The sequence below is a fragment of the Luteibacter sp. GL_149 genome (genome assembly GCF_057834065.1).
Window position 1 is genome coordinate 501124 of the sequence record NZ_CM174395.1, and the last position, 21461, is coordinate 522584.

Below are 21461 nucleotides of genomic sequence, written 5' to 3' on the forward strand. Positions count from 1 at the left end.
CCATGGCGCACGCAGCCACCCACGACCATAACGATCACCACGGAGCTCCCGCGAGCTTCGTACAGCGCTGGCTTCTGTCCACGAACCACAAGGACATCGGCACGCTGTATCTGATCTTCTCGCTGACGATGTTCTTCATCGGCGGCGCCTTCGCCATGGTTATCCGTGCGGAGTTGTTCAAACCCGGCATGCAGCTGGTACAGCCGTATTTCTTCAATGAAATGACGACCATGCACGCGCTGGTCATGATTTTCGGCGCGATCATGCCGGCATTCGTCGGTCTGGCGAACTGGATGGTTCCGCTGATGGTCGGCGCACCGGACATGGCGCTGCCGCGCATGAACAACCTGTCGTTCTGGATTCTCCCGTTCGCGTTCATCATGCTGCTGTCCACCCTGTTCATGCCCGGTGGCGGTCCTGCCGGTGGCTGGACGATGTACCCGCCGCTGTCGCTGCAGGGCGAGTCGGTCGCTTATGTGATCTTCGCGATCCATCTGATGGGTATCAGCTCGATCATGGGTGCGATCAACATCATCGCCACCATCCTGAACATGCGCGCTCCGGGCATGGACCTGCTGAAAATGCCGGTCTTCGTGTGGAGCTGGCTGATCACGGCGTTCCTGCTGATCGCGGTAATGCCCGTCCTCGCCGGCGCGGTCACCATGCTGTTGACCGACAAGTACTTCGGCACCAACTTCTTCAACGCCGCAGGCGGCGGTGATCCGGTCCTGTACCAGCACATCTTCTGGTTCTTCGGTCACCCCGAGGTTTACATCATGATCCTGCCGGCATTCGGGATCATCTCGGAAATCATCCCGACCTTCTCGCGCAAGCCGATCTTCGGTTACCGCGCGATGGTGTTCGCGATCGCTTCCATCGCGTTCCTGTCGTTCATCGTCTGGGCCCACCACATGTTCGCGGTCGGCCTCCCGATGGGTGCCGAAATCTTCTTCATGTACGCCACGATGCTGATCGCCGTGCCCACGGGCGTGAAGGTCTTCAACTGGGTGTCCACGATGTGGGGCGGCTCGATGACCTTCGAGACCCCGATGCTGTTCTCGATCGCCTTCGTGATCCTGTTCACCATCGGCGGCTTCTCGGGCCTGATGCTGGCGCTGGCGCCGGCCGACTTCCAGTACCACGACACGTACTTCGTGGTTGCCCACTTCCACTACGTGCTGGTGACCGGTGCCGCGTTCTCGATCATGGCCGCCGCGTATTACTGGCTGCCGAAGTGGTCGGGCAACATGTACAGCGAGACCTGGGGCAAGATCCATTTCTGGTCCAGCGTCATCTCGGTCAACGTGCTGTTCTTCCCGCAGCACTTCCTGGGTCTGGCCGGTATGCCGCGCCGTATCCCGGATTACAACGTGGCTTTCGCGAACTTCAACATGATCAGCTCGATCGGCGGCTTCTGGTTCGGCGCCTCGCAGCTCATCTTCCTCGGCGTGGTCGTCCATTGCGTGTACTTCTCGAAGAAGAAGGCCGCCGACCGCTCGTGGGAAGGCGCGAAGGGCCTGGAGTGGACGGTGCCGTCGCCGGCTCCGCATCACACCTTCGATGTGCCGCCCGTCATCCATGACGACGAGCTGGCCCATGGCGATACCTCGCACTAAAGACAGACCGGACAGATGACACAGTCTTTGCAGGAACAGGACATCGCGGCGCGCAAAAAGCGCGCTCGCCGCACCGCTCTCATTGCGGGGTGCGTCGCATTGGCGATCTTCGTGATGTCCATCGTGCAGATGCTGAAGATCTGAGCAGGCAGTTTCCCGCGGTTCCCTGAGGGGCCGCGGGCGTTAGAGACAAGACATCCACGGGAACGTCACCATGGGTCATCAGCAAGACGCTTATTTCGTACCGAGCAAGAGCCAGTGGCCGATCGTGGCCGCCGTCTCCATGTTCGTCACCGTGTTCGGTGCGGCGCACTGGCTCAACGCCCAGCCCGGTCAGCCCGGTTTCGGCAAGGCGACGTTCTATGTCGGCCTGGCCATGATCCTCGGCATGTTCTTCGGCTGGTTCCGTTCGGTCATCCGCGAGTCCCTCGCCGGTAGCTACAACGACCAGGTGGATCGCTCGTTCCGTATGGGCATGATGTGGTTCATCTTCTCCGAAGTGATGTTCTTCGGTGCCTTCTTCGGCGCGTTGTTCTACGCCCGTATGTTCGCCATTCCCTGGCTGGGCGGCGAAGGTCACGGCGTGCTCACCCACCAGTTCGTCTGGGACGGCTATAGCGCCGCCTGGGGCGCCAGCGGTGGCGGCGGCCCGGAAAAGATCGGCGGTTTCTTCCAGACCATTCCGGCCTGGGGTCTTCCGCTGCTGAACACGCTGATCCTGTTGTCCTCGGGCGTCACGATCACCATTGCGCACCATGCCCTGAAGGCTGGCCAGCGCAAGCGCCTGCTCGTCGGCCTTGGCGCCACGGTGCTCCTGGGCTGCATGTTCCTGTACTTCCAGGCCCATGAGTACATGGAGGCCTACACCCACTTCAACCTCACGCTGAAGAGCGGCGTCTACGGCGCTACCTTCTTCATGCTGACGGGCTTCCACGGCATGCACGTGACGCTCGGCACCATCATGCTCGCCGTGATCTGGTTCCGCTGCGCCAAGGGTCATTTCACGAAGGACAACCACTTCGGCTTCGAAGCTGTCGCGTGGTACTGGCACTTCGTCGACGTGGTCTGGCTCGCGCTGTTCCTGTTCGTGTACGTGCTTTAAGCCGAGCCTGTCACGATGAAAAAAGCCCGCCATTCGGCGGGCTTTTTCGTTGGGTTCCCTGAGTCACCATGCCGCAGCGGAAGCGCCAGGGCCCCAAGCGGGTTAGAATTGGCCCACCCCGTGTGGGTGCAGCCAGCCCATGAAGATGCCCAGCGCCACCATGGCGATGAGCAGCAGCGACAGACCGATGCGGCGGGTCAGTGCCCAGACGGTGCGCTTGCTCTGACCCTTGTCGGTCATCATGAAGAACAGCGCCTGGCCGAGATTGAACAGAACGACCAGCAGAAGTATCACCAGCGCGTATTTATAGATGGTTTCCACGTGACCGTTCCCCTCGAATGCGATGGTCGAAGTATAGCGGCCGACAAGCGGTGCCCGGCATGAGCTGGCTGCGCCGTCCGTCGCGCTTCGCGGTGGCCCTTACCGTCGTGGGAACCCTGATTTTCGTGGGTCTGGGCTTCTGGCAGCTCCATCGCGCCGACGAAAAGGACGAACTTCTGCGGCGGTATGCCGCATCGGCCACGGCGCCGCAGGAACCCCTGTCTTCCGTGGACGGCGGCGCGCCCACCGACCGCTATCCGCGCCTGGGCGCGGAGGGCGAGTTCGTACCCGACCGCTATTACATCCTCGACGACCAGACCCATGGCGGGCAGGTCGGCATCCGCGTCTTCGTGCCCTTCCTGCCACGAAACACCGACAAGGTACTGCTGGTCGACCTGGGCTTCCTCCCGAAGGAGGGCGGAAAGAATCCGTCGCTTCCGCCGCTGCCGCCGGGCCGGCAGGCGATCCACGGCCTGTACGTCCCGTCGCCGGGCGTCGGCATGCGGATGGGGGGCGATGCGCTGCCCGGCCAGACGGGGCCCCGCAAGTCGGTCGTCTATATCGACCTCGGCGAGATCGGAGCCGACTTCGGCCACACGCTGTATCCTCGCGTGCTGTTGCTCGATGCCGACCCGGCCAGCATCTACACGCGCGAATGGACGCCGGACGTTATGCCGCCGGCACGCCATCGCGCTTACGCTTTCCAGTGGTTCACCTTCGCTGTCGCGGCGGTGGTGATCTTTGTACTCCTGCATCGCAAGCGACGCCCGAAACGGCCTTCAACGACATGACCGCACCGAACGTCTCCCCCGACAAACCCTCGTCCAGTGGCCGGCTGAAGCTGGTGTTGATCATGCTGGTTTTCCTCGCGCCCATCGTCGCGGCGGGTCTGCTCACCGTGAGCGGCTGGCAGCCGACCGGCAAGGGCAACGGCCAGCCGATCGAACCGCAGCGCAGTTTCGCCGACGTGAACATCGAACTGGCCAACGGCGGCACCTATGCATGGCGCGACAGCGAGCCGCGCCTGACACTGGTCGCGCTGCCGGGTCCTGATTGCGGCAAGCAATGCATCGCCATGCTGGAACTGATGCGCAACGCGCGCATTACGCTCAATCGCAATGCCGACCGCCTGCGTCTGCTGTATGTCGGCAAGCCCCCGGTGTCGCAGCCGGCGGTGATGAGCGACTGGCTGGTCGGCAACGACGTGGCGAACAAGCTGGAAGCCTTCCGGCCGACGCAGCCCGACACCGTCTCGGCGGTACTGGTCGAATCCAACACGACGGCACTGTCCTATTACCCTGCGGGTTTCGATCCTTCGGGTCTGCGCAAGGACATGCAGAAGGTGATTCGCTGATGTCGGCGCGCACGCTGAAAATCCTGCGCACGCTGGCCATGCTAGCGGCGGTATTCGCTTTCTGCATCGTGATGTTCGGCGCGTTCGTACGCCTGTCGAACGCGGGTCTGTCCTGTCCCGACTGGCCGACCTGCTATGGCAAGGCCAGCTGGCCCGGCCACGCGCAGGACATCGCGCAGGCCAACGAAGCGTTCCCGGATCGCCCGTACGAAACGCACAAGGCGTGGCGCGAGCAGGTCCACCGTTTCCTCGCCGGCGGTCTTGGCGTGATGGTGCTGGCGATGGCGCTTATCGCCGTGTGGCGCCGCAGGTGGGCCATGCTGACGGTCGTCGTTGCGGCTGCGTTCGCGGCGACAGGCGTGGCGATGTACATGCGTGGCGAACACATGGTGTCGTCCGTGCTTTCCGCGCTGGCGATCGCCTTGCCGCTGGCCGTCGCCATCGGTCTGCGTCGACCGGGCGCATGGCGCATCAGCGTTGCCGCGCTGGCGGTCATCATCTTCCAGGCCATGCTCGGCATGTGGACGGTGACGCTGCTGCTGAAACCCATCGTCGTTATGGGTCACCTGCTCGGCGGTCTGGCTACGTTCGGCTTGCTGGCATGGGCGGCGCTGCGTTTCGCGGGCGTGGGTTCGCGCGACGATGCCTATGCCGCGTTGCGTGCGCCCGTCACGCTGGGCATCGTCATTCTCGTCTGCCAGATCGCGTTCGGCGGATGGACCAGCTCGAATTACGCGGCACTCGCCTGCGGCACGGATTTCCCGAAGTGCCTGGGCGCATGGTGGCCAGCGACCGATTTCCGCGAAGCGTTTGTCCTGTGGCGCGGCATCGGCGTGAACTACGAGGGCGGCGTGCTCGACATGGCCGCGCGCAGCGCGATCCAGATGGCGCATCGCATCGGCGCCTTCGTCGTCCTCTGCTACCTCGGCTGGCTATCGCACAAAATAGCGCGCGCGGGTCTGCGCAAGATCGGCATCGCCATCGGTGTCGTGCTGATCGCGCAGATCGTGCTCGGTATCGGCAACGTCCACCTGGGCCTCCCGCTGCCGGTCGCCACCGCGCACAATGGCGTCGCCGCGCTGCTGCTGTTTACCCTGCTGGTCGCGCTCGCGCGTACCCAGCGCCTGCCGGCGACCCAGCTCGCCGTGGCGACGAGGAACTGACGTGAGCACCTTTAGCGAATACATGGAACTGACCAAGCCGCGCGTCGTCGCGCTATTGGTGTTCTGCGCGGTCATCGGCATGTTCCTCGCCGTCGATTCGAACGGGGTGCGCGTGTTGCCGACATGGCATGCCGCGCTCTTCGGGACGATCGGTATCTGGATGGCGTCCGCATCGGCGGCGGCGTTCAATCACCTCATCGACCAGCGCATCGACAAGGTCATGGCGCGTACGGCGCATCGTCCGCTGGCCACGGGTCATCTCACGCCGCGCCAGGTTTTCATTTTCGCGATGTCGCTCGGCATCGTGGCGATGCTGGTGCTGGTGCTGCTGGTGAATATGCTCACGGCGGTGCTGACGTTCTTCTCGCTGATCGGTTACGCGGTGATTTACACGGCGTATCTGAAGCGCGCCACGCCGCAGAACATCGTCATCGGCGGTCTCGCCGGCGCCGCGCCGCCGGTGCTCGGCTGGGTGGCGGTTACCGATTCGCTGCATCCCTATGCGCTGCAACTGCTGCTGATTATCTTCGTCTGGACACCGCCGCATTTCTGGGCGCTGGCGATCTTCCGTCGCGACGATTATTCGCGTGCACAGGTGCCGATGCTGCCGGTGACGCACGGCGTGGTCTATACGCGCTGGCATATCCTGTTTTACACCGTGCTGCTTTTCCTGGTCACGCTGCTGCCGTATTTCACGGGCATGAGCGGCCTGATCTATCTGTTCGGCGCGGTGGTGCTCGGCGGTGGATTCCTCTACTACGCGGTGCGCCTGTTCAATCCGCCGGACGAGTTGTTCGCGATGAAGGTGTTCAACTATTCCATCGTGTATCTGATGGTGCTGTTCGCCTTCCTGCTGGCGGACCACTGGCTGGTCGACCCGGTCGTGCAACCGGCTTTCAGTCTCGAACCGGTGGTCTGATCGCCCGGTTTTTTGCTTTCGGTGCTTTCCGTGCTTTCGGTGTTTCTCTCTCTGTGGGAGCGCGCTTGCGCGCGAAAACCTACGGAGCAATGAAGCCCGATACTCCTGTCGCAAGCCCATCCTTCCTGCTGCGGATGTCACGTACGGCGTCTACGCTCCGTAGGTTTTCGCGCGCAAGCGCGCTCCCACAGAGAGACGCGGAACTGGGCGAGTCAGGCGAAGTCGAGCGCCCACGCAGCCACCGCATCCGGGTGTTCCAGGTGCAGATGATGCCCGCCCTCCATCGTCCGCGTGCGGATGTCGTCCACGCAGTCGATGCGTATCTGTAGCGCCTCGGGTTCCAGATACGGTGGATGTGGCCGGGCGAGCAGCAGCGACGTCGGTGCCGCGAGTCCCAGCAGTAAAGCCATCACCTGCGTCTCGGCGAAGCGGATCGGGGTCGGTCCCGACAGGCGCGGATCGCTGCGCCAACTGTAGCCGCCGGGCACTTCGCGTAAACCGCGTTCCACGATCGGACGAGCCAGGTCGCTGGCGAGGCCGCCGACCGCCACGCGCGCGGCGAGTGCGCTGTCGACATCGGCAAAGACGCGCAGATTGCGCGTACTTTTGGGTGGCGCAGCCAGCGCATCGCGGAATCGATCCAGCGTACGCGAGCCGTCGTCGGCGAGCGGACCCAGACCTTCGATCAACAGCAGCCGGCGCACGCGTTCGGGTGCCGCGACAGCAAGCAGGGTGGCGATGCCCGCTCCCAGCGAATGTCCAAGCAGGTGGAATCGCGGCAGACCCAGCGCATCGACCGCAGCCAGCGCGGCGCGTACGTGGCCCATGTAGTGATAGTCGGCACCCGGCGGCAGGTGGTCCGAATGGCCGTGGCCGGGAAGATCGAGTGCGATGACGCGGAAGCGTTTTGCCAGGTGCGGTGCGAGCAGATCGAAACTCGCGGCGTTATCGAGCCAGCCGTGCAGCATCACCAGCGGTGGCGCTTCCGGGTCGCCCCATTCCTGCGCGGCGATACCGAGCGAAGGTGTCTGGATGCGCGTCTCACGCATTGGTTTGCGCCTTGCGCGCGCGGTCGCGCGACGCGGCAAGGCGGCCAGCGACAGCCGCTGCGTCGTAGTCTTCCGCGAATTCCGGCCAGCCCTGCGTGTGGCGCAGGACGAGATCGGCCAGCGTCGCAACGTGTGTCGGTTCGGCATTGAGACAGGGGATGTAGCTCAGCGTCTCGCCACCGGCTTCGCGGAAGAAGTCGGCGTTCTGCATCGCGATTTCCTCAAGCGTTTCCAGGCAGTCGACCGCGAATCCCGGACTGATGACATCGATCCGTTTGATGCCTTGATTGCCGAGCGCCTTGACCGTTTCGTCGGTATACGGATGTAGCCAGCGTTCGCGTCCCACGCGCGACTGGAAACTGAAGAGCGCTTCGTTTTCGTCCATGCCCAGCGCTTCGCGCAGCAGGCGCGCGGTGGCGTGGCACTGGCAGAAATACGGGTCGCCGGCTCGCACGTAGCGTTCCGGAATGCCGTGGAAGCTCAGCAGCAGGCGTTCGCCGCGGCCGTGGCGCGCCCAGTGCGTGCGCACGCTGTCCGCCAGCGCGGCGATGTAGCCGGCGTCGGCATGGTAGTCGTTGACGGTGCGCAGTTCGGGCGGCCAGCGCAGGGACTTGATCGTGTCGGCGACCGCGTCGAACACCGTGCCGGTGGACGTCGCCGAATACTGCGGATACATCGGCAGGACGAGCAGGCGGCGCACGCCCTCGCGTTGCAGTTGCTCGATGGTCTCCCGCACCGAGGGCCGTCCGTAACGCATCGCCAGCGCCACCCGGATCGGGCCGCTGCGACGCCGGCCGAGTTCGGCCTGCAAGCCCGTCGCCAGTGCTTCGCTGCCAACGCGCAGCGGCGAGCCCTGGGGTGTCCAGATGCGGGCGTAGGCGTGGGCGGAGCGTTTGGGACGAATGCGCAGGATCACGCCGTGCAGGATCGGCTTCCACAGCCAGCGCGGATACTCGATAACGCGCGGATCGCCAAGAAATTCCGCAAGATACGGCCGCACAGCCGCGGCGGTGGGCGCCTCAGGTGTACCAAGATTAACCAGAAGCACCCCCGCCTGGGGCGGTATGTCGTGGGAATAGCCGGCAAGGCCGGTATAGTTTGGGGTGCCTGGCATCTTCGGCTTCGGTGTTCTTCGGAAACGGAAGTCTGCCACAAGGTCGCGGCCACACCTTCGGTGCCGATGCCGCAGCCGCCCTCGAATCCCAAACAAGGAGCCTCTTCGATGACTCATCGCCTGCAACGCCTGCTCATACTCGGCCTGCTTGCCTTCGTGCCCGCCATGGCGGCACATGCCGAGGACCCGCCGCTGACGCGTGCGACGAACGCGGTGCGCGTGCTCAAGGAAATGGTCAACGAAGCGCCGGACAAGGCGGTTCCCACCGATCTGCTCAAGAATGCGCGCGCCATCGCCGTCATTCCCGACATGGTCAAGGCCGGCTTCATCTTCGGTGGCAAGCGCGGCGAGGGCCTGATTTCGGTCAAGAGTCCGGACGGTACCTGGTCCAACCCCAGTTTCGTGACGATTACGGGCGGCAGTTTCGGCTTTCAGGCCGGTATTTCGTCGACCGACCTGATCCTGGTCTTCCGCACCGATCGCGGCGTGGACTCCATCGTCAACGGCAAATTCACGATCGGCGCCGACGCCTCCGCCGCCGCCGGCCCGGTGGGGCGCACCGCCCAGGCGTCGACCGATAGCCAGCTGAAGGCCGAGATCTACTCGTATTCGCGCTCCAAGGGCCTCTTTGCCGGCATCGCGCTCGACGGCGCCGCCCTGCGTATCGACGACGACGCCAACAAGGAAATCTATGGCGAAGGCGTCACGCCGCGCCGTATCTTCGAGGGTGGCGTCACCAACGTACCTTCCCAGGTGGTCGACTTCCGCGACCGTCTGGAGGAGTACACTCAGCGATAATCCTGAACAATCCTGCGAGTGTCCGGTACATTAATCCGTCCGGACACGCGCTCGAGAGGCCCCCATGAGCATCACCCACATCGTTCTGCTGCTACTCGTCGTCGTACTGATCTTCGGTACGAAGAAACTTCGCAACATCGGTTCCGACATTGGCGGCGCCGTACGCGACTTCAAGAAAGGTCTCGACGGCGACGAAGAAGCCAAGGCCGAACGTGAGCGCCTGGAAGCCGAGCGCCTGCGCGCCGATCCGCCGCCCGCGAAGCCGGTGCCGCCGTCGACAGCCGACGCGAACGAGACGCCGCGCGATCGCGGCAACTGATCTTCCGCGACAATGATCGAGATCAGCTTCGGCAAACTGCTGCTGCTCGCGGTGGTAGCGTTGATCGTGCTCGGCCCGGAGAAACTTCCCGGAGCCGCCCGCACGGCTGGCGCGCTGCTGCGTCGCATGCGTAGTGGCTGGGACAGCGTACGCGCCGAAGTCGAACGCGAAATCCAGGCCGAAGAAATCAAGCGCACGTTGCGCGAGACGGCGGATGCCGCACGTGCCACGCACGACAGCGTGCGCGACGATATTCGCGGTACCACGGACCGTGTGCGCGATTCCTTCACCGAGTCGCAGATCGCCCGCCATGCCGCACCCGACGCCGTACCCGATCCCCAGCAGCATATGCTCCCCCTGAATGCGCCGGTGCAGGCCGAGCCATCCATCGACCCGGAGCCCAGGAACGACCCGCATGGCCGCAGCTGACCCCGATCCGTCCGAGAAGGACGCGATCGAAGAGGGCTTGTTCTCGCACCTGATCGAACTGCGTTCCCGCTTGCTTCGCGCCGTCGTCACCCTGTTGCTGGTGTTGCTTGCGCTGGTGCCCGTAGCGAACTGGCTGTACGCGGAACTGGCGCTGCCGCTGGTCCAGCGTCTTCCCGCGGGTGCGCACCTGATTGCCACCGAAGTGGCCAGTCCGTTCGTGACGCCGCTGAAGCTCGCGTTCTACGTCGCGCTGTTCATCAGCATGCCGATGATCCTGTACCAACTCTGGGCCTTCGTCAGTCCGGGTCTGTACCGGCACGAAAAACGTCTTGCCCGGCCGTTGCTCGTTGCGGCACTGGTGCTGTTCTACGCCGGCTGCGCGTTCGCGTACTACGTCGTGATGCCTGCGGCGTTCCGCTTTCTTACCGCGGTCACGCCCGAGGGCGTGCAGATGATGACGGACATCACGCATTACCTCGATTTCGTCGTGCTTATGTTCTTCGCGTTCGGTCTCTGCTTCGAAGTGCCGGTCGCGGTCGTGATCCTCGCGGCGGTCGGCGTCGTGGATGCCGAAAAACTCAGCAAGGGACGCAGCTACGCCATCGTCGGTGCCTTCGCGATTTCGGCCTTCATCACGCCTCCCGATCTGTTGTCGATGGTCATGCTCGCCATTCCGATGTGCCTGCTCTATGAGCTGGGTCTGCTGGCGGTGCGTTTCCTGTTGAAGCCGGGGCAGGAAATCAAGGAACGATGAGCGACGCTTTCGTTTCGGGACTGCTGCTTGGCGCGTCCCTGATCATCGCCATCGGTGCGCAGAACGCCTTCGTTCTCAGGCAAGGGTTGCTCAGGCAGCATCGCCTGCCAGTCGCGCTGTTCTGTGCGCTGTCGGATGCGTTGCTGATCGTCGCTGGCGTTGCCGGGCTCGGCAGCCTCATCGGCAACCATCGTGGGCTGATGCTCGCGATCGGTATTGCCGGTGCACTGGTGCTGGTCTGGTACGGAATAAAGGCTGCGCGCCGCGCTTTTCATCCCGACACGATTCACATGGACGAAAGCGCACCGCCCGCGCGACTGCTACCGGTGCTCGCCACCTGCGCAGCCTTCACCTGGGGCAATCCCCACGTCTATCTCGACACCGTCGTGCTGATCGGCAGCCTGTCGACCGCATGGACCCCGGGCGCCGCACGCGCATGGTTCGCGACGGGCGCCGCTACCGCGTCGTTCGTCTGGTTCTTCGGGCTCGCTTACGGCTCGCGCGTACTGGTACCGCTGTTTCGCAAGCCGATGGCGTGGCGCGTGCTCGATGGACTTATCGCATTGGTGATGTGGGCAATAGCGCTGCGATTGCTTTTGTCGCTCTGACACCTCCAATCGTCAACGAACTTTGCAGGAGCGCTCGAGAACGCTCCTGCAAACAACCTTCGCTATTTCGTTGCGGGTGCCGGGCGATTCAATGCCATGCCCTTCAGTACATTCAACGCCTGCGACAGCGCATAGTCTTCGATTGCCAGCTTGCCTTCGTCGTCGTTCGTCGACTGCTCGTCGGCACCGGCTTTTTCGTTGACCAGATGATTCGGCAGGTCGGCTTCCGAGCCGATCAGCTGCGGCGGAGTGTCGGCTTTGTTCACCGCGAGGTCCGCGAGCGCGATGTCCGGCTTGATGCCTTCGGCCTGGATCGATGTGCCGTTCGGCGTGTAGTAACGCGCCGTGGTGATCTTCACCGCGTGTTCGGCATCAAGCGGCAATACAGTCTGCACGACGCCCTTGCCGAACGTGCGGCGCCCCATCGTCAGCGCGCGGTGGTTGTCCTTCAGTGCACCTGCGACGATCTCGGCGGCTGACGCCGTGCCGTTGTCGGTCAGGATGACCATCGGTGCGCCGCGCAGCAGATCGCCGGGGTGCGCGTCGAAGCGCAGGTTGGCGTCGGCGAGGCGACCCTTGGTGGTAACGATATTGCCGGAATCGAGGAACGCATCGCTGACGCCGACGGCTGCCGTGAGCAGGCCGCCGGGATTCGAACGGAGATCCAGTACCGCACCCTTCTGCGGTCCATTTTTCGCGATCAGCGCGTTGAGTTTCTTTTCCAGATCGCTGGTCGTGTCTTCCTGGAACTGGCTGAGGCGGATGTACGCAAAGCCGGGGGCCAGTTCGCGCACTTTCACGCTGGTCACGGCGATACGTTCGCGTACCAGCGGCATGTCGACAGGCTTGTCGGTTTTCTCGTGAAGAATCGTGAGCGTGATCTTGCTGCCGGGATCGCCACGTAGCTTCTTGAACGATTCGTCGATGTTCTGCGCGTCGATCAGCTTGCCGTCGATCTTGAGGATGGTGTCGCCGGGCTTGATGCCCGCCCGCGACGCGGGCGTGTCGTCGATCGGCGAGACGATCTTCAGCAGGCCGTCGACCTGGAGCACTTCGATGCCGAGGCCACCGTACTGACCCGTGGTGTCCTCGTTGAGTTCGTCGAGACCTTCCTTGTCCAGATACTGGCTATGCGGATCGAGGCCCGCCAGCATGCCGCTGATGGCGGCTTTCATGATGGTCTTGTTGTCGAGTTTTTCGACGTAGGCCTGGCGCACGATCTGGTACACCCGCGTGAAATTGCGAATGTCTTCCAGACTGACCGGCTCGTCGGCTTTCGCGGCGATGGCGGCGGCGGTGGTCGACGAAGCGGCGGGTGCATCGGGTTGCTTCACGGCCTGGCCATGGGCGGGCAGGGCGATGGCTGCGACGCCGATGGCGAACGCCGCGCAAAGTGCCGTGCTCAGGGGGTGATGACGCATGCCAGTCTCCGGTGTTGCTTGCAGGGGGTAGGTGGGGGACGCGTGTGATCGGTGTTACTTGTGCTGGCTGAGCCACGTTCTGGGGTCGACCGGCTTGCCGTTCTGGCGCAGCTCGAAATACACGCCGCCATTGGCGCCAGCGGGCAGCGCGGCCGTGCCGACCGATTCGCCAGCCTCGACCATGTCGCCGACGTTGTGCAGCAGCGTTTCATTATTGCCGTACAGGCTCATCCAGCCATTGCCGTGGTTCACGATCAGCATCATGCCGTACCCGCGCAGGAAGTTGGCGAAAACCACGCGCCCGCGGGACACGGCATGCACTTCGCCGCCGCGCGGCGCACCGATCAGTACGCCTGCGCCGAATGCATGGACCGGACCGGACGCGGGCCACGGCAGGTTGCCGCGGAGGTTGGCCGTCGGCGCGTTCGCCGGCACGCCCTTGGGCGCGCTGGGTGCCGCTGCCTTGGGTGCCTCGTCGATGATCTTCTGCAGCTTCGCGACCAGCGAGTTCATGGCCTCTTCGTTTTGCTTCAGGGCGGCGATGCGCTGGGCCTGATCCTTGTACTTCGAGTCTGCCTCGGCCACGGCCTTCTGCTGCATGCCGCGCTGGCTTTCCAGGTCGCGGGCACGCTTTTCCCGTTCGGCGAGTGTCGATTTCAGCGCTTCCTGTTCGGCCACGATCGCCGATTCGACCTCCTGAAGCTTCGAAAGATCCGCCAGCAGGGAACGGATGCGTGCGACCCGGTTTTCCTGGAAGTAGCGCGAATAGGCGAGGGCGCGGGAGATCTTGGCGACATCCTCGTCGCCCAGCAGCAATTGCAGGTCCGAGCCACGGCCCAGCGTATAAGTGGCGCGAAGGAGATCGTCCAGGGCCCCCTTCTGCTTCGCGAGACCGGCCTGAAGGCCGTCGCGCTGCTGCCCGAGCTGCTCCAGGTCCTGGCGTTTGGATGCCAGCTCGGCGTCCGTGGTGCGTACCGCACGGGCGGCTGTCGACACCTGTTCGGCCTGACGGGCCAGCTCGGCGTTGGCGCTGTCGCGGGTGTTCGCCGTTTCCCGCTGTTCGCGGGTCAGGGAGTCCAGATTCTTGCGGACGTCGTCCAGCTTCTGTTTCGTCTCGGCCTGTTCGGTTCGGGCCTTGGCCTCCTGCGCCGTGGCGGGGAGGGCGGGGACGAGGGCGAGGACACAGGCGAGGAAATGGGAGCGTGGGTGCATGGGTTCGATTATTACCCAGAGCGGGGATGGGGGGTGGGAAGTGGGGGCGTAACCCCGGCGAGCGGTCGAGGGGGCTGGCGTCGGCCGGCGGAAGCAACGTCCGCCGGGCGCTTGTCGTTCCCTCGGGCGTTCGCCGGAAGCACGCCCCCCACTTCCCACCCCCCACCCCCCCCGCTCTGGTATGCCCCCACCCCCGCCTGGAATCGCGATCCGCTAGGACTGGTCTGCGCGCTCGCGTCGTAAGAATTCCGTTGCGCGGCCGTTGCCATCCCATTTAGACGTCCAGACGTTTTGACGCGTCGCGGCAAATGTGCGTAAAGTGGGGCGCATGCCCGATCGTGCTTCGTGTGCGGCAGAACTATCGCCGCACAGGAAAGTTGCGCTCCGGGCGCCCAGCAAAACCTAATGCCAGGAGGAGGCGGATGGTGAAGCAAGGCATTCCGCGACTCTATGATGAGGCGTTCGAACACGATAGCTGCGGCTTTGGCATCGTTGCGCAGATAGACGGCCGTGCGAGCGCCGCACTGGTCGATACGGCATTTTCGGCGCTCGCGAAACTGTCCCATCGCGGCGGCGTCAATGCGGATGGCGTCAGCGGGGACGGTTGCGGCGTGCTTATCCGCCGTCCCGTCGATTGGCTGCGGGCACTGGCCAGCGACTCGGGTATTGCGGTGGGCGATCGTTTCGCGGCGGGCGTGGTCTTTCTCGATCCGTCCGGCGACGACGGTGCCGCCGACGAATTCGGCCGTCACCTGCTTGCCGCGGGTCTGACGGTCGCCGGGTGGCGCGACGTTCCCGTCGATCCGGAAGCATGCGGACCCCAGGCCGCCGCGGCGATGCCGCGCGTGCGCCAGGTATTCGTGGACGCCGGCGCCGATATGGACGATGCCGTTTTCGAAGCGGCCCTGTTCCGCGCACGTCGCCGCGCCGAAGTGGCGCTGGCCGACGATGTGCATTTCTACGTGGTGTCGCTGTCCGCCCAGGTCATCGGCTACAAGGCCATGGCGGCTCCGGGCCATCTGCGTCAGGTGTACTCGGACCTCGTTCATCCGGCCCTGATCGCCGACGCCGTCGTTTTCCATCAGCGCTTCTCCACCAATACGTCGCCGCAGTGGCGTCTGGCGCAGCCGTTCCGTCTGCTGGCGCACAACGGCGAAATCAATACGATTCGCGCCAATCGTCGCTGGATGCAGGCGCGTCAGTCGGTCATGCGATCGCCCAAGGTCGACCTGTCCGATATCGGTCCGCTGGTGCGGCAGAAGGGTTCGGACTCGGAAAGCCTCGACAATGCGCTGGAAGTACTGCTGATCGGCGGCATGGACCTGCTCACCGCGATGCGCGTACTCGTGCCGCCGGCGTACTCGGCGCGCGAGGATATCGACGAAGATCTTTCGGCCTTCTACGAATATTACGCACTGCATAGCGAGCCATGGGACGGCCCTGCCGGTCTGGTGATGTGCGACGGCCGTTACGCCGCCTGCACGCTGGATCGGAACGGATTGCGTCCCGCGCGCTGGGCGTTGTCGGACGACAATCATCTTATCGTCGCCTCCGAAGCCGGTCTGTGGGACGTACCTTCGTCGCGCGTGGTGGCGAAGGGGCGCCTTGCGCCCGGCGAAATGATCGCCGTCGATTTCCGCGAGCACCGCCTGCTGCGCGATGCCGACATCGATGCGATCAATCGTGCCCGTGCACCGTTCCGCGACTGGTTGCGCGCAGGCGTAACGTATCTGGAATCCGATCTCATCGATCCCAGCCTCGCCGCCGAACCGCTGCCTGCCGATGAACTGAAGCGTTACCAGAAGCTCTACGGACTGTCGCGCGAAGAATGCGAGTCGGTGCTGAAAGTGCTGGCCGAAACGGAAGCCGAGGCGACCGGATCGATGGGCGACGACACGCCGATGGCTGTGCTGTCGCGCCAGATCCGTCCGCTGTTCGACCGCTTCCGCCAGGGTTTCGCGCAAGTTACCAACCCACCCATCGATCCGCTGCGCGAGCGACTGGTCATGTCGCTGGTGACGCAGATCGGCCAGGAACGTAACATCTTCGATCTCGGTCCCGAGAACGCGAGGCAGATACTGCTCAACTCGCCGGTGCTTTCCCAGCGCAAGCTTCGCCAGATCCTTGCGCATCCGGATTACGCCGACACGCCGCGTTTCGACCTGATGTACGGCGACGACGAAACCTTGCAGTCGGCGCTCGTTCGTATCTGCGACGCCGCCGAGGCGGCGGTGCGCTCGGGCGTACGCGTCGTATTCCTGAGCGACCGTTATCCGCGTCGCGACATGTTGCCGATCCATTCGCTGCTGGCGGTGGGCGCGGTGCACGCGCGTCTGGTGGATACTGGCCTGCGATGTCAATGCAACATCATGGTCGAGACGGCCACGCCGCGCGATCCGCATCACTTCGCGTGCCTGCTCGGCTTCGGCGCCACGGCCATCTATCCCTGGCTTGCTTACCAGAGCCTGTTCGACATGGGTCGCAGCGGCCATATCCGCAAGGGCGAAGGCGCGCCGCGGGAAATCGGACGCAACTACCGTCGCGGGATTCGCAAGGGTCTTCTGAAGATTCTTTCGAAGATGGGTATTTCGACGGTCGCGGGCTATCGCGGTGCGCAGCTCTTCGAAATCGTGGGCCTTGCGCCCGACGTCGTCGAACTCTGTTTTCCCGGCACGCCGTCGCGCATCGGTGGTTCGAGCTTCGCCGATCTGGAGCACGAACAGCGCCTGCTTGCCGCGGAAGCGTGGGACGAGGCGCAGTCGCTGCGCGCGGGTGGCCTGTACAAGTACGTGCATGGCGGCGAGTTCCACATGTACAACCCGGACGTTATCGCGAGTCTGCAGGTGGCCGTACGCACGGGCGAATGGGCGGATTACCGTCGCTATGCCCAGTACGTCGATACGCGCCCGCCATCGGCGTTGCGCGATCTCCTGGTACCGCGCGAAGGCACGGCGATTCCGCTGGACGAAGTCGAGCCGGTGGAAGACATCCTGCGTCGCTTCGATTCGGCCGGCATGTCGCTCGGTGCGCTGTCGCCGGAAGCTCACGAGGCTCTCGCGATCGCGATGAACCGTCTCGGTGCGCGCAGCAATTCCGGCGAAGGTGGCGAAGATCCCGCGCGTTACGGTACCGACCGTGCGTCCAAGATCAAGCAGGTCGCGTCCGGCCGCTTCGGCGTCACGCCGTCGTATCTGGTCAATGCCGAGGTATTGCAGATCAAGATCGCGCAGGGGGCTAAGCCCGGCGAGGGCGGTCAGCTTCCCGGCCACAAGGTCGACGCCACCATCGCGCGTCTGCGTTATGCGAAACCCGGTATTGGCCTCATTTCGCCGCCGCCGCATCACGACATCTATTCCATCGAAGACCTCGCGCAGCTGATCCACGACCTGAAGGAAGTGAATCCGCAGGCGTTGATTTCGGTGAAGCTCGTCTCGCATGCGGGCGTCGGCACGGTGGCGGCGGGCGTCGTGAAGGCGGGTGCGGATCTGATCACGGTGTCCGGTCACGATGGCGGTACGGGCGCCAGTCCGCTGACCTCGATCAAGTACGCCGGTACGCCGTGGGAACTGGGTCTGGCCGAGACGCAGCAGACGCTGCGCCTGAACGACCTGCGCGGTCGCGTGCGCCTGCAGACCGACGGCGGTCTGAAGACCGGCCTCGACGTCATCAAAGCGGCGATGCTCGGTGCGGAGAGCTTCGGTTTCGGTACGGGACCGATGGTCGCGCTCGGGTGCAAATACCTGCGCATCTGTCATCTGAACAACTGCGCCACGGGCGTGGCCACGCAGCATCCGGTATTGCGTCAGAAACATTTCCTTGGCCTGCCGGATATGGTGATGAACTACTTCCGCTTCGTCGCGGAAGATGTCCGTCAGCATATGGCACGGTTGGGCGTTCGTTCGCTGGCCGAACTCATCGGCCAGAGCGGCCGGCTGGAGCAGCGCCATGGCGTCACGCCGGTGCAGGATCAGCTCGATCTCTCGCCGCTGATCGCCGAGGACGCGCTGGGTTCGAAGGTCGATTTCGCCTGTGCGCTGGCGCGCAATCCGATGCGCGATCCGGCCACACTGGCCAATCGCATATCCGCGGATACACGCATTATCGTCGCCGATGGCGTGGGCGGCACGTTCCGCTATCCCATCGTCAATACGGACCGCGCCATCGGTGCGCGTCTGTCGGGCGATGTCGCGCGTCGCTGGGGCGATGTCGGCATGGCCGGCAAGCCCGTCGCGCTGCATCTGGAAGGTGCGGCGGGGCAGAGCCTCGGCGCGTGGAATGCTGGCGGTGTCCACATCGACCTGGTCGGCGAAGCGAACGACGGTGTCGGCAAGGGCATGGCGGGCGGTCGCATCGTTGTGCGTCCGCCTGACGATTCTCCGTTCGCCAGCCAGGACGCCACGATCATCGGCAACACCTGTTTGTACGGTGCGACCGGCGGGGAGCTTTACGCTGCGGGTCAGGCCGGCGAGCGCTTCGCCGTGCGCAACTCCGGCGCGCTCGCTGTCGTCGAAGGCGCCGGCGATCACTGCTGCGAATACATGACGGGCGGCATCGTCGCCGTACTCGGCGGCACGGGTCTGAACTTCGGTGCGGGCATGACGGGCGGCTTCGCTTATGTACTAGATCTGGAGCGCGACTTCGTCGACTGCTACAACCACGAACTCGTGGACATCGTGCGCATTTCGCCCGAAGGCATGGAGCATTACATGCAGCATCTGCGCCAGCTCATCGCACGTCATGTCGAACTCACGCAGAGCAAGTGGGGCCGTCATGTGCTCGGCGATTTCCGTGGCCTGTTGCAGCGCTTCTGGCTGGTGAAGCCGAAGGCGGCCAGTCTCGATGCCCTGGCCGAAGAATTGAGGAGTGCGGCATGAGTTCGAAGGACTTCCGTTTCCTTGAGATTCCGCGACAGACGCCGCGCACCGTGCCAGTCGCGGTGCGCGTACTTGGCTATGGCGAAATCTCCGGCGACTTCGCGTCGACCGAAGCGGCGTCGCAATCGGAGCGTTGCATCGATTGCGGCAATCCATATTGCGAGCATGCCTGCCCGGTACACAACTACATTCCGAACTGGCTGAAGCTGGTGCAGGACGGGCGGTTGTTCGAAGCGGCCACTTTGATGCACGAAACCAATCCGCTGCCGGAAATCTGCGGTCGCGTCTGTCCGCAGGATCGTTTGTGCGAAGGCGCGTGCACGCTGGAGCAAGGCGATTTCGGCGCGGTCACCATCGGTAGCGTCGAGCGCTGGGTGACCGACGAGGCGATTCGTCAAGGCTGGCGTCCCGATCTTTCACACGTCCGCGAAACGGGGGCGCGTGTCGCCATCGTAGGCGCCGGTCCGGCAGGGCTCGCCTGTGCCGACCGTCTGCGTCGCGCGGGTATTGCGGCGCACGTGTTCGATCGCCAGCATGAAATCGGCGGTTTGCTGACCTTCGGCATTCCGCCGTTCAAGCTCGACAAAAACATTGTGCGTACGCGCCGCATGGTGCTTGAAGGCATGGGCGTGCGCTTTCACCTGGGCGTCGAGATCGGTCGCGATATCGACTTTGCGGAACTGCTCAACGACTACGATGCGGTCTTCGTCGGTACGGGTGCTTATACCTATGTCGACGGTCGCCTCGAAGGACGCGACCTGGCCGGCGTGCACGATGCATTGCCTTTCCTCATCGCCAATACCGAGCGTCTTCTGGACGAACGGGAGCCCGCGCCGGAGTACGATCTGGCCGGCAAGCACGTCGTCGTTCTCGGCGGCGGCGACACCGGCATGGATTGCAACCGCACGGCGATCCGCCTGGGTGCCGCATCGGTCACCTGCGTGTACCGTCGCGACGAAGCCAGCATGCCCGGATCGAGGCGCGAAGTGGGTTACAGCCGCGAAGAAGGCGTGCGTTTCCTGTTCCAGCGCCAGCCCCTGGCCTTGATTGGCGACGGTACCCGCGTGCGTGCCGTGCAGGTGGTGGAAACGCAGCTCGTCGACGATGGCGACGGTCGCCCGCGTCCGCGCAATGTGCCCGGAAGCGAAAGCGAACTGCGTGCGGACGTGGTCATTCAGGCCTTCGGGTTCCAGCCGAGCCCGCCGGATTGGTGCGATTTGTACGGTGTCGATCGCGATGAGAGCGGTCGCATTCGTGTCGGCGAGAATGGCAATCTTCCGCTGCAGACGAGCCATCCGAATATCTTCGCCGGTGGCGACAACGTACGCGGTGCCGATCTGGTCGTGCGTGCGGTGTATGACGGGCGCGAAGCGGCTGGGTCGATTGCGCGGATGCTGGCTGGGAAGGTCGTCGGGGCCAAGGCGCTGGCGTAAGCGGCTTGCCGTTGTGTCGGCGCCGTTATCGTTTCCATGCGATCTACCTGCCCCTCACCGTCATTCCGGCGCACGTGCGCCGGAATGACGGTGAGGGGGGATTCGCACCGCAGCGGCTTGAAGGTTGATTCACTATTCGCCACTAGCCCTCATCTGCTCCATCCCCGACAATGCCGCCATGCTTAGCCGTGGCCACCTCCCATGTGCCTGATCGCCTTCGCCTGGCATGCGCATCCGCGCTGGCGGTTACTGCTGCTCGGCAATCGCGACGAATTCCATGTACGCCCGACAGCGCCGCTGGCACGATGGGACGAAGCCCCCGGAATCATGGCGGGGCGCGATCTGGAAGCCGGCGGCACGTGGATGGGCATCGCGCCGCACGGCCGGGCGTGCGTTATCACCAACGTACGCGACCCGTCCGCGGACCATAGCGGCGCATCGCGCGGTCTGCTGGCGGCCGATTATCTCGACGCATCGATTTCCGCCGAAGACCATGCGCATGAACTGGGCGCGACCGCGGACCGGTATCGGCCTTTCAATTTCCTTACGTTCGACGAACGTAGCGCGTTCTATCTCGGCAATCATCCGGGCACACACGGGCAAGTGGTGGTGCCCGGCATTCACGGCCTTTCGAACGCCGACTTCAATGCACCGTGGCCCAAGACCCAGGCGCTCAAACGGCGACTGACGAGATGGATCGCGGATGGCGGGAACGCCGACACCGATGCACTGTTCGCGATGCTGTCCGATCGGGAACGCTGGCCCGACGACCTCCTTCCGGATACCGGCATCGGCGTGGAACGGGAAAGCTTTCTGTCCAGCGCGTTCATCGTCGGCGAAAATTACGGCACGCGCGCGAGCACGATCATCATGATCGACCACGATAACCGCACCATCATCGTCGAACGCCGCTTCGGACCCAATGGCGTTCCGATGGGTGAAACACGCCTCGATACGGATACAGCTTCACACTGA

20 protein-coding genes are annotated in these 21461 nt (G+C 64.1%); 15 read left to right on the plus strand and 5 right to left on the minus strand.

Features of this window, described 5'->3' with window-relative positions:
- Positions 1-2 precede the first annotated feature (2 nt).
- The 3 genes from ctaD (at position 3) to AC3IR3_RS02270 (ending at position 2718) form a co-directional block, all read left to right on the plus strand.
- A complete protein-coding gene (ctaD, locus tag AC3IR3_RS02260) occupies positions 3-1616 on the plus strand; it encodes a cytochrome c oxidase subunit I (RefSeq protein WP_489195423.1) in 1614 nt (537 codons plus the stop codon).
- A gap of 15 nt (positions 1617-1631) precedes the next feature.
- Complete coding sequence (locus AC3IR3_RS02265; RefSeq protein ID WP_279389020.1) at positions 1632-1760, plus strand: hypothetical protein; 129 nt, start codon at positions 1632-1634, stop codon at positions 1758-1760.
- A 70-nt stretch (positions 1761-1830) separates the two neighbouring features.
- Complete coding sequence (locus AC3IR3_RS02270) at positions 1831-2718, plus strand: cytochrome c oxidase subunit 3 (RefSeq protein WP_489195424.1); 888 nt, start codon at positions 1831-1833, stop codon at positions 2716-2718.
- A gap of 102 nt (positions 2719-2820) precedes the next feature.
- On the opposite strand, the gene AC3IR3_RS02275 is transcribed toward AC3IR3_RS02270, so the two are convergent.
- Positions 2821-3039 (minus strand): twin transmembrane helix small protein, encoded by a 219-nt coding sequence (locus tag AC3IR3_RS02275; protein WP_036139356.1) that lies wholly within the window; start codon positions 3037-3039, stop codon positions 2821-2823.
- 59 nt (positions 3040-3098) lie between these two features.
- Here AC3IR3_RS02275 and AC3IR3_RS02280 point away from each other — a divergent pair, with 59 nt between their 5' ends.
- The 4 genes from AC3IR3_RS02280 to cyoE are packed head-to-tail and all read left to right on the plus strand — an operon-like array spanning position 3099 to position 6475.
- A complete protein-coding gene (locus tag AC3IR3_RS02280) occupies positions 3099-3830 on the plus strand; it encodes an SURF1 family protein (protein WP_489195425.1) in 732 nt (243 codons plus the stop codon).
- Positions 3827-4393 carry a hypothetical protein gene (locus tag AC3IR3_RS02285; protein ID WP_489195426.1) on the plus strand — a complete coding sequence of 189 codons (567 nt, stop codon included), beginning with the start codon at positions 3827-3829 and terminating at the stop codon, positions 4391-4393. Before AC3IR3_RS02280 ends, AC3IR3_RS02285 begins: the two co-directional genes overlap by 4 nt.
- Positions 4393-5556 carry a COX15/CtaA family protein gene (locus tag AC3IR3_RS02290; protein ID WP_489195427.1) on the plus strand — a complete coding sequence of 388 codons (1164 nt, stop codon included), beginning with the start codon at positions 4393-4395 and terminating at the stop codon, positions 5554-5556. Before AC3IR3_RS02285 ends, AC3IR3_RS02290 begins: the two co-directional genes overlap by 1 nt.
- Before the next feature lie 22 nt (positions 5557-5578).
- Complete coding sequence (gene cyoE, locus AC3IR3_RS02295; protein ID WP_489197002.1) at positions 5579-6475, plus strand: heme o synthase; 897 nt, start codon at positions 5579-5581, stop codon at positions 6473-6475.
- A 212-nt stretch (positions 6476-6687) separates the two neighbouring features.
- Here the strand turns inward: cyoE and AC3IR3_RS02300 are convergent, their stop codons facing one another.
- Together AC3IR3_RS02300 and hemH are read right to left on the minus strand one after the other, a co-directional pair.
- Positions 6688-7524, minus strand: a complete 837-nt coding sequence (locus AC3IR3_RS02300) for an alpha/beta fold hydrolase (RefSeq protein ID WP_489195428.1) — start codon at positions 7522-7524, stop codon at positions 6688-6690.
- Complete coding sequence (hemH, locus tag AC3IR3_RS02305) at positions 7517-8638, minus strand: ferrochelatase (protein ID WP_489195429.1); 1122 nt, start codon at positions 8636-8638, stop codon at positions 7517-7519. Before hemH ends, AC3IR3_RS02300 begins: the two co-directional genes overlap by 8 nt.
- Before the next feature lie 108 nt (positions 8639-8746).
- On the opposite strand from hemH, the gene AC3IR3_RS02310 reads away from it, so the two are divergent.
- From AC3IR3_RS02310 to AC3IR3_RS02330, 5 genes are all read left to right on the plus strand, one after another.
- On the plus strand, positions 8747-9436 hold the full coding sequence (locus AC3IR3_RS02310) for a lipid-binding SYLF domain-containing protein (protein ID WP_489195430.1): 690 nt from the start codon (positions 8747-8749) through the stop codon (positions 9434-9436).
- 64 nt (positions 9437-9500) lie between these two features.
- A complete protein-coding gene (gene tatA, locus AC3IR3_RS02315) occupies positions 9501-9755 on the plus strand; it encodes a twin-arginine translocase TatA/TatE family subunit (protein ID WP_132142315.1) in 255 nt (84 codons plus the stop codon).
- 12 nt (positions 9756-9767) lie between these two features.
- Entirely contained in the window at positions 9768-10184 is a 417-nt protein-coding gene (tatB, locus tag AC3IR3_RS02320; RefSeq protein WP_489195431.1) for a Sec-independent protein translocase protein TatB, read from the plus strand.
- A complete protein-coding gene (gene tatC / locus AC3IR3_RS02325; RefSeq protein WP_489195432.1) occupies positions 10171-10938 on the plus strand; it encodes a twin-arginine translocase subunit TatC in 768 nt (255 codons plus the stop codon). The genes tatB and tatC overlap by 14 nt, the downstream gene beginning before the upstream one ends.
- Complete coding sequence (locus tag AC3IR3_RS02330) at positions 10935-11546, plus strand: LysE/ArgO family amino acid transporter (RefSeq protein WP_489195433.1); 612 nt, start codon at positions 10935-10937, stop codon at positions 11544-11546. The genes tatC and AC3IR3_RS02330 overlap by 4 nt, the downstream gene beginning before the upstream one ends.
- A 62-nt stretch (positions 11547-11608) precedes the next feature.
- Here AC3IR3_RS02330 and AC3IR3_RS02335 read toward each other — a convergent pair whose 3' ends face one another.
- Positions 11609-12967 (minus strand): S41 family peptidase, encoded by a 1359-nt coding sequence (locus tag AC3IR3_RS02335; protein ID WP_489195434.1) that lies wholly within the window; start codon positions 12965-12967, stop codon positions 11609-11611.
- 54 nt (positions 12968-13021) lie between these two features.
- On the minus strand, positions 13022-14179 hold the full coding sequence (locus AC3IR3_RS02340; protein ID WP_489195435.1) for a murein hydrolase activator EnvC family protein: 1158 nt from the start codon (positions 14177-14179) through the stop codon (positions 13022-13024).
- 422 nt (positions 14180-14601) lie between these two features.
- Here AC3IR3_RS02340 and gltB point away from each other — a divergent pair, with 422 nt between their 5' ends.
- The 3 genes from gltB to AC3IR3_RS02355 all read left to right on the plus strand — a co-directional run bounded on the left by gltB (position 14602) and on the right by AC3IR3_RS02355 (position 21461).
- Positions 14602-19053, plus strand: a complete 4452-nt coding sequence (gene gltB / locus AC3IR3_RS02345; RefSeq protein WP_489195436.1) for a glutamate synthase large subunit — start codon at positions 14602-14604, stop codon at positions 19051-19053.
- Positions 19050-20486: an FAD-dependent oxidoreductase gene (locus tag AC3IR3_RS02350; RefSeq protein ID WP_489195437.1), complete on the plus strand. Its 1437-nt coding sequence runs from the start codon at positions 19050-19052 to the stop codon at positions 20484-20486. The genes gltB and AC3IR3_RS02350 overlap by 4 nt, the downstream gene beginning before the upstream one ends.
- A 201-nt stretch (positions 20487-20687) precedes the next feature.
- Positions 20688-21461, plus strand: a complete 774-nt coding sequence (locus AC3IR3_RS02355; protein WP_489195438.1) for an NRDE family protein — start codon at positions 20688-20690, stop codon at positions 21459-21461.

Coding starts and splice junctions, on each gene's coding strand:
- AC3IR3_RS02350 (WP_489195437.1), top strand. CDS start 19,050: ATGAGTTCGAAGGACTTCCGTTTCCTTGAGATTCCGCGACAGACGCCG.
- AC3IR3_RS02355 (WP_489195438.1), top strand. CDS start 20,688: ATGTGCCTGATCGCCTTCGCCTGGCATGCGCATCCGCGCTGGCGGTTA.
- tatB (WP_489195431.1), top strand. CDS start 9,768: ATGATCGAGATCAGCTTCGGCAAACTGCTGCTGCTCGCGGTGGTAGCG.
- AC3IR3_RS02280 (WP_489195425.1), top strand. CDS start 3,099: ATGAGCTGGCTGCGCCGTCCGTCGCGCTTCGCGGTGGCCCTTACCGTC.
- ctaD (WP_489195423.1), top strand. CDS start 3: ATGGCGCACGCAGCCACCCACGACCATAACGATCACCACGGAGCTCCC.
- AC3IR3_RS02285 (WP_489195426.1), top strand. CDS start 3,827: ATGACCGCACCGAACGTCTCCCCCGACAAACCCTCGTCCAGTGGCCGG.
- hemH (WP_489195429.1), bottom strand. CDS start 8,638: ATGCCAGGCACCCCAAACTATACCGGCCTTGCCGGCTATTCCCACGAC.
- AC3IR3_RS02335 (WP_489195434.1), bottom strand. CDS start 12,967: ATGCGTCATCACCCCCTGAGCACGGCACTTTGCGCGGCGTTCGCCATC.
- AC3IR3_RS02265 (WP_279389020.1), top strand. CDS start 1,632: ATGACACAGTCTTTGCAGGAACAGGACATCGCGGCGCGCAAAAAGCGC.
- AC3IR3_RS02310 (WP_489195430.1), top strand. CDS start 8,747: ATGACTCATCGCCTGCAACGCCTGCTCATACTCGGCCTGCTTGCCTTC.
- cyoE (WP_489197002.1), top strand. CDS start 5,579: ATGGAACTGACCAAGCCGCGCGTCGTCGCGCTATTGGTGTTCTGCGCG.
- tatA (WP_132142315.1), top strand. CDS start 9,501: ATGAGCATCACCCACATCGTTCTGCTGCTACTCGTCGTCGTACTGATC.
- AC3IR3_RS02330 (WP_489195433.1), top strand. CDS start 10,935: ATGAGCGACGCTTTCGTTTCGGGACTGCTGCTTGGCGCGTCCCTGATC.
- gltB (WP_489195436.1), top strand. CDS start 14,602: ATGGTGAAGCAAGGCATTCCGCGACTCTATGATGAGGCGTTCGAACAC.
- AC3IR3_RS02270 (WP_489195424.1), top strand. CDS start 1,831: ATGGGTCATCAGCAAGACGCTTATTTCGTACCGAGCAAGAGCCAGTGG.
- AC3IR3_RS02300 (WP_489195428.1), bottom strand. CDS start 7,524: ATGCGTGAGACGCGCATCCAGACACCTTCGCTCGGTATCGCCGCGCAG.
- AC3IR3_RS02340 (WP_489195435.1), bottom strand. CDS start 14,179: ATGCACCCACGCTCCCATTTCCTCGCCTGTGTCCTCGCCCTCGTCCCC.
- AC3IR3_RS02290 (WP_489195427.1), top strand. CDS start 4,393: ATGTCGGCGCGCACGCTGAAAATCCTGCGCACGCTGGCCATGCTAGCG.
- tatC (WP_489195432.1), top strand. CDS start 10,171: ATGGCCGCAGCTGACCCCGATCCGTCCGAGAAGGACGCGATCGAAGAG.